Here is a 12,098-nt window from a genome sequence, read left to right on the forward strand (position 1 = left end):
AACAAATGAGATTAAATCAAAAAAATAAAAAGCAACCTATTAAATAAAACTGAACTGAACCCCGAATAGTAGACACTTAAAAAAAAGTGCCCTATTCGGGGTTTTTTCTATGGGAAAAGCCCGTTATACTTAACATAATTAATTTGAACGGGAGTTATCTTATGAGTAAAATCTATTTTAATGAACATCAACGTCAACTATTAGAAGCCAATCCCAATGTTGCTTCAGTATCTGATCGAGCGATTCAATATACACCTGAATTTAAAATTAAAGCAGTAAATGAGAACTTAGCTGGGAAAGGACCTACTCAAATCTTTATAGAAAATGGGTTTGATCTTGAAATGATTGGCCCTAAAAAAGCTAAATCAGCTTTGAAGCGTTGGAGAAATACTTTTAATCAATATGGAGAAAATGGTTTTTTGGAAGAACGTCGAGGAAAAGGAAGTACGGGAAGACCAACAACTAGTGAGTTATCCGCTGATAAGAAGCTAGAAAAAGCAGAGGCTCGTATTCGTTATCTCGAAGCTGAAATTGAATTACTAAAAAAGCTAGAGGAACTCGAAAGGAAGGCGAAGAAACACAAGTAGCTCCACATGAAAAATACGCAGTCATCAATGAAGTAATTCGTAAATATCAACTAATCAATAGTGTCTCTGAGCTATGTACTGTCGCACATGTTAGTCGCAGTGGTTATTATGCATGGCTGCAGAATACTGAAAAACATGCCATTCGTGAGAACAATGATTATGAGGATTATCTCTTTTTAAAGTGCATCTATGATGCATTCAAAGGGAAAGTTGGCTATCGTGGACTTTATATGAAAGTATGTGAATTACTTGAAAACCCAATGAACCCAAAGAAAATACGCCGTCTAATGCGCAAGTATAATTTCTTTGCGAAAGTGCGACGTGCAAACCCATATAAAAATATTGCAAAAGCTACTCAAGAACATAAGACATTACCAAATAGATTAAACCGTGAATTTACACAAGACGAGCCGGAAAAAGTATTTTTAACTGACATTACCTATTTAAAGTATCGAGGAAAAACAGCCTATCTATCCTGTGTTAAGGATGTCGCTACACGTGAAATAGTGGCATATGAATTATCACAAACATTGAAAATGTCGATTGTTTACAATACTCTAGCAAAATTAGAAGAGAAATTAGGGAAAAATGTACATCCAGAAGCCATGATACACTCTGATCAAGGTTTCCATTACACGCATCCAGAATTTCAAAAAAGGGTGAAACAGATGAATTTGAAACAATCTATGTCACGTAGAGGGAACTGTATCGATAATGCACCAATGGAATCCTTCTTTGGACATATGAAAGATGAAATGGACTATAAAGAAGTTCATACATTTGAAGAACTAAAACAATTAGTTAATCAATATATGATTTTCTATAATGCATCAAGAAGACAATGGAATTTAAAAAAGATGACTCCGGCAGAATACCGAAGTCATCTAATCGCTGCTTAAATAGCAGGGTTACTTTTATTAAACTGTCCGAAATTTAGGGCGCAGTTCAAACTATTTTAATAGGTTGCTTTTTTTCATAAATAATCTATTATTGCTGAATAGGTTCATATTGTTTTTTAGTAAATAAGTACATATTTTTATACTCATCAGGATGGTTCAGATAAATTTTTTTCAACGTTTGGTTTGGAAATTGAAAAGCAATTAGACTATTCATCATATATCCTTCACTTACACCAAAATTGAGATAATCATATAGATGAGTATTATTAAATAACATCCCAGTCCCAAAACTTATTTGGATCCCTGTATGATAATATTGTGAAAAAACGGTTGTGTTTTTTATCCAATTAGTGTCAACTTCTGTATTACCATAATAGTTAGGATTAGCACAAGCCGCATCAAAGTTTAAAGTATCCCATTGTGCACATCCTGGTGAACCGAAATTAAATAACCACAATGTCAGATATCCTTTTTGGTGAATATAATCATTCGTGTCCTTTACAATTTGTTCATCTCCTGTATTTATCGAACTTCTCTGCCAAACAAATCCTTTAAAAGCTAACTTCTGATGTAGCCCTTCTTCCTTCTGCCAACGTATGAGGAAGCATTCAATCCACCACTTAATGGCTTTTAAGCGATCTTCATCATTTGTAAAATCTAATTTCTCTTCTAATACTGTACCAAAGTTTTCTTGAAGGGGATGGGGGTAAGGAATGGTAACCCAAACTTCATTAACTTCTCCTTCATTTGTATTCTGTGCTAATGCATGAAGATTAACATTTTCATCAAATAAATGATCAGTCACTAACATCCAATCACTAATTCTCGCTTGTTTACCTAGTCCTGTGTGCATAGCATGGATATAATAATCATCTCTTATGCGAATGGGATCAAATATATATGAACGGAAAAATGTATCAAGTGGTTGGCCATTTTCGAAATAGTATTGGCAATACTTCAATTCCTCTGTCGACCAGTTCCCCATTTCCTTATTTAAAAAATCCCCTACAGGTAACACACATATATGATTGGTGATAGAATGTTGTTCGGCTGTCATATAGCCAGTAGACATATTGGACATATTTTCTTTAACTCCTTTTCTTTAGCTATATATAGCATTTATATCTAATAATTGAACCGTGCTTTGTCCAATGGTAGAGAGTCCAATTATTATAAAGATTACATGCTATATAATTATTGCCTTCACTATAAAGAAACAAAAGGGACCGAAAAAATCAAAAAAGACTTCCACCACAATACAATATTCAATGTAAAAAATGGCTATGGCACATTAGATATGCATTGCGAGTGGAATCATTCTCTTACTAGTAAAACAATCAAAGAGCTATAGCATTTTATAGAATGCGTACATAATGAATCGTATCATATGCGATGTCATTATTTATTTTCGAACCATAGTTTATCCATCTAGCAATTCTCACACCATTATTATTAACTTCTTCTAATAGGCCATCGGTCATTTCAGATTGCATCCCTAATTCGATATCTGATCCAATATAACTAGCCAACTCATCCTTAAAATAAGCTTCAGCCATTAGATTTCCTCCTCCACTATTTCTGATATTCCTATTATTTGATTGAGTGGTATTAATATTGTATACCCGACAATAATATAATCCTCTTTAACCTCTAATAATGTACCAGTTATTGTCTCAGATGCTGTTTCCACATGAATGTTTTTGTTTACCAAATCGTGCAGCCGTTCGCTTAAATTCACTAAGTTTGAATTTCTTTTAGTACTAGTTTTTGGATGAGATGCAGTTTCTACATTCATTTTCTTATTTACCTTATCCTGTTGCGGTTTGTTTATATTCACCAAGTTTGAATCACTTTTAGTACTAGTTTTTGGCTCAGAGGTAGCTTCTACATTAATTTTCTTATTTGCCTCATCCTGTTGCTTTTCGCTTAAATTCACTAAGCTTAAATTGCTTTTAACTGCAGGTTTTACAACCTCTTTTTTTTCCTGTTCATTCTCTGGGTCTTTCATTTGTGTTTTCTTTCCGTAAAGTAACTCTTCCATTAAGATCGAATTCTCTTGTATTTTTTGATCGATGATTTCTGTTAACACTTCAATGTTTTTTCTTAGAAAATCTGGAGGTTTTGGTTTACTAATTTGAATATTTAAAGTATTTTCTATTTCCTTTTCCCTTGATATTTTTATTGGCAGTGAACTTAAACCAAGAGACAAATTACTGGAAATTTGATTCGTAACTCTTTTCATTTCTTTTTGAATCATTTTCGAAGTATTTTTCAACACTGTAATTTTCTCCATTTACAAATATCCCACTTTCAAAGATAATTTTTCATATTAAACTAACAGTGTAGCAAATTGTACTTTTATGCTAATCGACTCATACAAATAACCCATTTCCTAACTGCTTAATTTTTCCTTTTAATAGATCGACGTCTTTATACACAGCTCTTGTATCAAAAATCGCTTTTGCATGTTGAGCAATTGCTTCTGCAGGAATTTGTGTATGATCTGTTAAAATAAGAACCACATCATATTTACTTATCATTTGTGGATTAATCACAGTACCTTTTATTCTTTTCCCGCTAATATTTACTTCCGGAACAAAGGGATCATGATAATCAACTTGTGCCCCTTGTACTAATAGTTCCTTAAAAATATCGATGGCTCTGGAATCTCTTACATCACTAATATCCTTTTTATAAGTGACCCCATAAATAAGAATAGTAGGATTCTCTTTCTTTGCTATTTTAAATGTAAGCTTAACGATATAATCAACGATTTCTTTATTCATCTGATCTGATAAATGTATAAACTGACTATTTAATCCTTTTTGCTGAATAATATACTGTAAATAGAGGGGATCAACTGGAATACAATGGCCGCTTACACCAGGACCTGGATAAAACGGATGATATCCGTAAGGTTTTGTACTTGCAGCTTCAATAACCTCCCATAAATTAATGCCCAATTCATTGCATAGCATTGCCATTTCATTAATAAAAGAAATATTGACAAATCGATAAGTATTTTCTAATAGTTTCGTAAACTCTGCAACCTCTGATGAAGAGACAGGTACCACATCATTATAGATATGTGAATAGAGTTCAACTGCAACACTTTTACATGTTTCAGTAATGCCACCCACTACTTTAGGTGTATTTTCAATACCAAAATGCTGATTTCCAGGATCTACTCTTTCTGGAGAATAGGCAAGATGAAAATCTTTACCTGCTTGTAAGCCACTTTTCTCAAGAATTGGTTGAACGATTTCTCTTGTCGTTCCAGGAAATGTTGAGCTTTCTAAAACAATTAATTGACCTTTTTGAATCCTTTTCTGAATTGATTCTGCTGCGCTTACTACATAATCCAAATTGGGTGACTTATCACCATTTAATGGAGTTGGTACGCAAATGATGACTGTGTCCACATTTTTGATCTCGTCATTATTTGTAGTGACCAAAAATCGTTTAGACTGATTTGCATTTTTTAAGCTATCATCACTTATATCTGAAATATAACTTTTGCTATTTCTAATGGATTCAATCTTTTTCTTATCAATATCAATACCAATGACTTTATAACCTTTTTCAACTAAAAGCATCGTTAATGGAAGCCCTACAAATCCTAAACCGATCACTGCTATTTTTTGTGTTTTGTCTTTTATCACTTTGTTGCCCCTTTCTGAAATGTTCTTTTACAAATTATGTTTCGTATAATTATTTCGAAAGGTACAAGACACTATTTTTCGATAAATAGTAGTTGAAGTTAGGTTTTCATGCCGAAAAAATAATCATTTTGTATGTTAATAGGCTCCTCATATTACACTTATAAAACAATTTCCCTTAATTCACATAATGAAAGAAGAACAGGTGCACTATCCTTGTGAGGAAGCTTATTTATTAAAATTTGCGCATAATCCGCATTTTCCGGTACATTTAATGTTACTGCACGAAAACCAAACCATTTATTTTCGGATACATCACTCATGTCAGTTGAGAAAAGGGACGTATATAAACCAATTTCTATAATTTCATGATTTTTTGTATAATAATAAATGATTATATTTATAGGTGCTCCAACCTTTTCCCCTTCTTTAGCCAACCAAGCGGATAAAAGGTAGTTCTTATAAGGTGCAACGGTAACTTTCTGTTGAATAAATGCATTTTCCTCTCCATCCATAAACCTAATACTTCCAGAACCTTTATATCCCTTATCTTCTACTAATTCTGCCTGATGAGTAACCCAATCTAGTTCCAGTGGTTCTTTAAAATCCCCATTCTTTATTAAATTTTGTAAGGATGATCTTAATTGAAGTGGTTGGTTTCTTGCCCATTCCCTCTCAATTTCTGGCCAAACGGTGGAAAGTGATTTTTGATAGGAAAATTTCTCAATTGCAGTTTTATGACCTTCTCTAGCGATTTGTATTCTTTCTTGCTCATTTTGCAAATAATAGGAAACTAATTCTAGTGTTTCTTCACGTGAATTAGTAACGGCGCAATTCACACCAGGAAGAAGTTTCTCTCGAACAGCCTTTGTATTGGAAGTTAACAAAAATCCTCCTGAGGATAATATATCTAGTGTGCGACTGCTAAGTTGATCATTACAGGTTTGTAAACTAATACAAATTTTTGCGGAGCTAAAAACAGAAGGAGTTTCCGTGAATGGTAGTTTTCCTTTAAGCATGTGTTCAGGTATCTTCTTATTTAAATAACACCAATCTAATACGTCCCAATCTCTTCCCCATATTTTCACATCAAAATCTGTATCTATTAATGGCACGACTAAATCATTTACACTCTTATAGCGTATCTCTCCGATTGTAAAATTACCCGTACCGACAACAGCTACATCACATGCAAATTCAGGATTAAAAGCAGATGGTTTATGAAAATCTGGATTGGTACCAACATCAAAAAAGGTGGCTGGAATACCCATTTCTTCATATCCACGAATGGTTAATGGACTTCTAGTTAGTACAAAGGATGGTTGCATAATTTTACAATAACGTTTTGACCATCGTTCAAAATGGAGCCAATCCTCTTCGGCAAAATATAAATGAAATAATTGATATTTTTTTATCACGTCACGAATAGACTCAAGTTCTCCATCTTGATATTTATCTTGCTGCCAAACATCCCATCCCATATCGATTACCATATCTGGTTTAAAATCAAGTATTTCCTTCTCAAGATCACTAGCATCAAATTCCCCTAAATATCTTACCTCATGACCTAAATTTTCGAGTGCTGCTCCAAGTGAAAACCTGAATATATCAAAGGTCATTAGTGCTAAAATTTTCAAAATGAATTCCTCCGATAACTGTATAATCCAATTCCAGAATGTTCTATATTCTTTTGAAATACATCAAGATTTGTTCTAATAATCAAACTTTACCTCCTTATCTGTCGGGTTAATGTATTATATAAATATTAGACCTTGCCCGTAAGGTACAGTTGTCGAAAAATACAAAAATAGGTGTTAAGCCTGAAACATACAAAAAAACGGGATAGTCTATTGATAAACTCAGACTACCCCGTTTTTTTATTTTGAGATTCATTAATACCCAATAATATGATACCCAGAGTCCACGTGAATATTTTCACCAGTAATACCACGAGACATCTCACTGAATAGGAACACAGCTGTATCCCCTACTTCTTCCTGTGTCGTTACACGACGTAAAGGAGCTTTCTCTTCAACCTCTTTTAAAATGGTGTTAAAGTCACTAACCCCTTTAGCAGATAACGTACGAATTGGTCCTGCTGATATAGAATTAACACGTATTCCATATTTTCCAAGATCACTTGCTAAATACTTCACACTAGCTTCTAGTGAAGCTTTTGCCACACCCATAACATTGTAGTTCGTCATCACCCGTTCTCCTCCTAAATAGGACAACGTAACAAAACTTCCACCTTCAGACATTAACTCTAAATTCTTCACTTCCTTTGCCACAGCAGAAAGTGAATAAGAACTAATATTTTGTGCAAGAAGGAAGCCTTCACGTGTAACATTTAAAAATTCACCGCTTAGCTCCTCTTTATTAGCAAAGGCCACACAGTGAGCAATTCCATGAATCGTACCAACTTCTTCCTTAATTTTGCTAAAGCAAGAATGAATTTGTTCATCACTTGTTACATCACACTGTAAAATAATTGAGTCTGTTGTTTCTAATGATTCGACAAGCTGACGAACACTTTTCTCCGTACGTTCTCGTCCGTAAGTAAAAATTAATCGTGCACCAGCCTCATGTAAGGAACGTGCAATTCCCCATGCAATACTTCGTTTATTAGCTACACCCATCACTACATATGTTTTTCCTTGTAAAGAAAGATTCATCTTTGAATATTCCTCCTCGTTTATGTATAAGTACAATTATATTTGTTACTTTTTATGTAAATTTCGCAACAAGTTATCACAAGTTATTAGTACCTAGTACTAATATTACATGATTTAACTCCTCTTGCAAAGCAAATATATGATTATTGATAGAAAAGAAGCTAGTATGAATGAAATAACCAGCTTCTTTCTATTTTATAACCTAACACCATTCACAAAATTCTAATTCTCTCTTTAAATCATCTACATATTCGTTAGAACCGGTAACTATTAATCGATCATTCATATGCAATTCCGTATCTCCGTGCGGAACAATGGAGTCCTTTCCACGGAAAATCCGTACAAAGATGACATCTCCTGTAAATGGAAACTTCCTCAATGTCATGCCCTCGAATTCATGATTGAGCATATTAATTTCATGTAATGATGTATCTTGGTTTGTCAATATTTTCATTACACTCGGTGATTCGATCAGTGATCTCAACAAGGCTTGCGTTGAAAGCAATGTTGAAAATACCTCTACTTCTTGATTTCTCAGCATCTCTTGAAGATCCGGTGTCTCAATTCGTGCAATGACTCGTTCTACCTTCCGATGCTTTGCTTCAATCGCAAGTGGAGCATTTACTTCCTCGTCTCCAGACATTATCACAATAATATCAGATGAAAAAATACCTTCTGCTTGTAAAGTAGCAACCTCATAATCATGAATTTCTTTAACATTAAAAAGTGAACTCGCTATTTGTTTTTCTTCTTTGTCTAAAATCGTATGGTAGAGTGTTACCTCATATAATTTCGAACTTAACTCCCTTGTAACTGATAATGTCAGTTGGTTCGCTCCTACAAGTGAAACCTTTAATTTTCTCTGTTGTAAATTTTCCTTTGGAAAAATCTTTCGGAATAAAATCGGTGTAATGATACAAGTAATAACAGCTACTAATATGAATGTTCCACTCATTGCTGCTGTAATTGCCCCAATTCTTTCAGCAATTTTTGCTGCGGCAATGACCAATGATAATGTTGACGTTAGCAAGAATGCAGATGAGACAACAGTTTTAGTATCATACCATTTTTTCAATAAGAATACTGGAATAAACTTAGAGATTAAAAATGCTAGAATCAATAATGGAATTAATAAGAGCAAGTGTTTATCGCTGAGTAGTGACCAAAGATCTAGATCAACCCCAACCATAACAAAGAATATAGGAATAAGAAAACCATACCCAAATGAATCAAGTTGGCGAATCATTTCCTGATTCGGTGCTAACAATGAGACAAGTGTTCCTGCTAAGAATGCCCCCAAAATATTTTCCGCTCCAACAGATTCTGAAAGTGCAACAAGAACAAGTATCAGGGTGAAAACAGCTCTAGTTCCAATCTGTGTTGTTCCCCTTGAAAGCTTCTCAAAGAGAGCCCTTGTCTTAAATCGTTTTCCAATGAAATAAAGAAAAACCCCTGCAGCAAATAAAATCAATATTAACCATAAATTCCCTTCGCCACCACTCGTTAAAGAGACATAAACGGTCAGTAAAATCATCGTAACTAAATCTGCAATCACTGCAATTAACAAAATGATCTGACCAATTCCCGTTTTCATTATGTGGGCATCCTTTAATGTCGGTACAACCACACCTAATGAGATCGTAGAAATAATCAATGTTAACAACATGACATCATCCATTAATCCTATAAATACAAACAAGTAGGCAAGTAGGATAGAAACGATTAGGATACCAATAAATATGATGGTTGCTATCTTTAATCGATTCGGCTCCTTTTTCCCATTTGGTAAGGTTATTGACTTTTTCCCACCAGAAAATGCGGTGAAATCTATTTCTAAGCCACTTAAGAACATTAGAAAAATAAATCCTAAAGTCGATAATGTTTGAAGCCACATATCCTTCTCGATTAAATCAAATCCACTTTTCCCTATTATTAAACCAACAATTATTTCACCTATTACTACAGGTATAACATTCAATTTAAAGCGGTGAAGCAACAGTGGCGTTAGGAACGCTGCTACAACTACTATTACAATTGAAGTAAGTGATCCACCTTCCATAATTCCTCCCCTTTCTTTTCTACTCTTTTCTCTATTAGGAACTAATAAAATAGCTTGAAGATCGACCAGTCCTTCATTCCACTGAGAAAAGAGCTGTACACTTCATAAGAACGCTGAACCCTTAGTGAAGTGTAAAAAGCCAGTAGTGGAGCTTTTACACTTCATTAATCGATATTAAAAGAAAACAGCCTTCTTTTTATATCTCAATATACTAACAAAACTTTTATTGCTTGTCGTTAAATAACCATTAAAATTTGTTACAATTTATTTTAACTATTTTTATATTTCCACTAATTATTATTATTTTGCATGAAACCTAAAAGAATCATAAAAAATATAGTAAAAAATGATGTAACTAAGGAGACTTGGGATGAAAATAGATATTATTGGCGATATACATGGATGCTACGAAGAATTTTACAATCTAACGATAAAACTTGGATATGATTGGAGTTCCGGCTACCCTATCCATGACCAAAGAAAACTAGGTTTTGTTGGTGATTTAACAGATCGTGGACCACACTCATTAAAAATTATTGAAATTGTATGGAAATTGTGGAACCAACAGCTTGCCTATTATGTACCTGGAAATCATTGTAATAAACTCTATCGTTACTTTTTAGGAAGGAAAGTTCAAATCACACATGGATTGGAAACGACCGTGGCAGAGCTTGAAGCATGCACAAACAAAGAAGAATATCATTATAAAAAAATGTTTATGCAGTTATATGAGGAATCACCACTCTATCAAGTGCTAGATAATAAAAAACTACTTATTGCTCATGCAGGCATAAAACAAGATTACATAGGTGAATTCCATAAAAGTGTTAAAACCTTTGTTTTATATGGAGATATTACCGGGGAAAAGCATGAAGATGGATCACCTGTTAGAAGAGATTGGGCCAAGCAGTATACAGGTAAGCCATTCATCGTCTACGGCCATACACCTGTATGTGAGGCAAGATTTGTGGGAAACACAGTGAACATTGATACTGGAGCCGTCTTCGGTGGACAACTAACTGCATTACGCTATCCGGAGATGGAAGTTGTATCTGTCCCATCCTCCATGCCTTTTGTTTCGGAGAAATTTCGAACATTTAATTGAATTTTTCGGATAGCTTTTTCCCTAATATGTGAGATTATATCTTTTGGTTGCGGACATAGGTACCGTTATTTGGTTAATTAGCGTACATCCTCTTTACTTTTCCGCAAATATTGTACCTAATGTCCGTTCAACTCCTAGTTTACTGTAAGTAAACAAGACTATTTTTTTCTATTTGCTTTTATAAAAGCTCTACCGCCTGATTTTAAACTTAACACTGTCCGACTAAGTATAAATAATTCAATCAAATGGGAACTTGCTATGAAGGATAAATTGCTGCTTTGAGATCGGATGACAAAATTCTAACTGACTGCAATGTAACGCTTGCCGATCATATTTTGAGATGTCTCCCCCATATAATTCATCTCCTAACAAAGGATGTCCTATATAAGACATGTGAACACGAATTTGATGTGTTCTACCTGTGTCTAGCCATATTTTTAAATGGCAATACTCTTTGTACTGCTTTAACACTTCAAAATTCGTCCGCGCACTTTGACCATCTGCTCTTACTTCTCTTTCAATAATACTTGTGTCTTTACGGCCAATTGGTGCATCGATCGTTCCGCTTCGATTACCCATTACACCGCTAACAAGTGCTTCATAAGTCCGTTTGATTTGGCGTTTTTGCTGCATTTGGCTTAATAAATGATGCATATAACGATGTTTCGCCACTAGAACTAACCCCGATGTATTTCGATCAAGTCGCGTGACAATATGAACTGTTGCTTCTATTGACTTATTCTGATAATAACCGATAATTGCATTAGCAAGACTTCCCTTCGGATGCTCCCTGGAAGGTATGGTATTCATAAAAGGAGGCTTCTCAATGACTAATATATCTGAATCCTCATAACGAATATCTAATGCTATGTCTTCACCGATTAATGTTTCACTGCTTTTTTCTGGCGGAAAAATAATATCAAGACTATCCCCACTACGTAAATGGTAGAGAACATTTTCTTCCCTACCATTCACCAAAATTCTTCCACCAGAGAATTTAATATCCGTTAGTTGTCTTCGTGATATATACTGCTCACTTAAAAATTGTTTGATGGTTTTACCTTCATCTTTACTATCTATGAACCATTGTAATGAGTATGATGCCACTGTAATC

At 34.2% G+C, this 12,098-nt stretch carries 10 protein-coding genes; 2 read left to right on the top strand and 8 right to left on the bottom strand.

Annotated features, from left to right (window positions below):
- Positions 1-161 precede the first annotated feature (161 nt).
- Positions 162-1,486, top strand: a protein-coding gene (locus MHI39_RS17535) for an IS3 family transposase (protein WP_342539851.1) whose coding sequence is annotated in 2 segments (ribosomal slippage) — positions 162-540 and positions 540-1,486 — 1,326 coding nt in all. Because the reading frame shifts where the segments join, the coding sequence is not laid out codon by codon here.
- An 88-nt stretch (positions 1,487-1,574) separates the two neighbouring features.
- Here the strand turns inward: MHI39_RS17535 and MHI39_RS17540 are convergent.
- From MHI39_RS17540 to MHI39_RS17570, 7 genes are all read right to left on the bottom strand, one after another.
- Positions 1,575-2,567, bottom strand: coding sequence for a DUF4855 domain-containing protein (locus tag MHI39_RS17540; RefSeq protein ID WP_342539852.1), 993 nt, complete (start codon positions 2,565-2,567; stop codon positions 1,575-1,577).
- A 274-nt stretch (positions 2,568-2,841) separates the two neighbouring features.
- Entirely contained in the window at positions 2,842-3,042 is a 201-nt protein-coding gene (locus tag MHI39_RS17545; protein WP_212942381.1) for a hypothetical protein, read from the bottom strand.
- Entirely contained in the window at positions 3,042-3,779 is a 738-nt protein-coding gene (locus tag MHI39_RS17550; protein ID WP_342539853.1) for a hypothetical protein, read from the bottom strand. Before MHI39_RS17550 ends, MHI39_RS17545 begins: the two co-directional genes overlap by 1 nt.
- Before the next feature lie 79 nt (positions 3,780-3,858).
- Entirely contained in the window at positions 3,859-5,148 is a 1,290-nt protein-coding gene (locus MHI39_RS17555) for a nucleotide sugar dehydrogenase (RefSeq protein ID WP_242598124.1), read from the bottom strand.
- A 158-nt stretch (positions 5,149-5,306) separates the two neighbouring features.
- Positions 5,307-6,782, bottom strand: coding sequence for an NTTRR-F1 domain (locus tag MHI39_RS17560; RefSeq protein ID WP_342539854.1), 1,476 nt, complete (start codon positions 6,780-6,782; stop codon positions 5,307-5,309).
- A 255-nt stretch (positions 6,783-7,037) separates the two neighbouring features.
- Positions 7,038-7,820, bottom strand: a complete 783-nt coding sequence (fabI, locus tag MHI39_RS17565; protein WP_212942385.1) for an enoyl-ACP reductase FabI — start codon at positions 7,818-7,820, stop codon at positions 7,038-7,040.
- A 202-nt stretch (positions 7,821-8,022) separates the two neighbouring features.
- Complete coding sequence (locus MHI39_RS17570; RefSeq protein WP_342539855.1) at positions 8,023-9,879, bottom strand: monovalent cation:proton antiporter family protein; 1,857 nt, start codon at positions 9,877-9,879, stop codon at positions 8,023-8,025.
- Between the two features lie 370 nt (positions 9,880-10,249).
- Here MHI39_RS17570 and prpE point away from each other — a divergent pair, with 370 nt between their 5' ends.
- Complete coding sequence (gene prpE, locus MHI39_RS17575; protein WP_342539856.1) at positions 10,250-10,984, top strand: bis(5'-nucleosyl)-tetraphosphatase PrpE; 735 nt, start codon at positions 10,250-10,252, stop codon at positions 10,982-10,984.
- Positions 10,985-11,221: 237 nt separating this feature from the next.
- Here prpE and MHI39_RS17580 read toward each other — a convergent pair whose 3' ends face one another.
- The gene (locus MHI39_RS17580; protein WP_342539857.1) at positions 11,222-12,091 is read right to left on the bottom strand and encodes an RluA family pseudouridine synthase; all 870 of its coding nucleotides are present in this window, start codon (positions 12,089-12,091) and stop codon (positions 11,222-11,224) included.
- Positions 12,092-12,098 lie beyond the last annotated feature (7 nt).

It is taken from the genome of Heyndrickxia sp. FSL K6-6286, from assembly GCF_038630395.1.
GTDB classification, from domain to species: domain Bacteria; phylum Bacillota; class Bacilli; order Bacillales; family Bacillaceae_C; genus Heyndrickxia; species Heyndrickxia oleronia.

What these genes read in the sequence shown, in the direction of transcription:
- MHI39_RS17540 (WP_342539852.1), bottom strand. Translation starts at nt 2,567, where the DNA reads ATGTCCAATATGTCTACTGGCTATATGACAGCCGAACAACATTCTATC.
- MHI39_RS17545 (WP_212942381.1), bottom strand. Translation starts at nt 3,042, where the DNA reads ATGGCTGAAGCTTATTTTAAGGATGAGTTGGCTAGTTATATTGGATCA.
- MHI39_RS17550 (WP_342539853.1), bottom strand. Translation starts at nt 3,779, where the DNA reads ATGGAGAAAATTACAGTGTTGAAAAATACTTCGAAAATGATTCAAAAA.
- fabI (WP_212942385.1), bottom strand. Translation starts at nt 7,820, where the DNA reads ATGAATCTTTCTTTACAAGGAAAAACATATGTAGTGATGGGTGTAGCT.
- MHI39_RS17570 (WP_342539855.1), bottom strand. Translation starts at nt 9,879, where the DNA reads ATGGAAGGTGGATCACTTACTTCAATTGTAATAGTAGTTGTAGCAGCG.
- prpE (WP_342539856.1), top strand. Translation starts at nt 10,250, where the DNA reads ATGAAAATAGATATTATTGGCGATATACATGGATGCTACGAAGAATTT.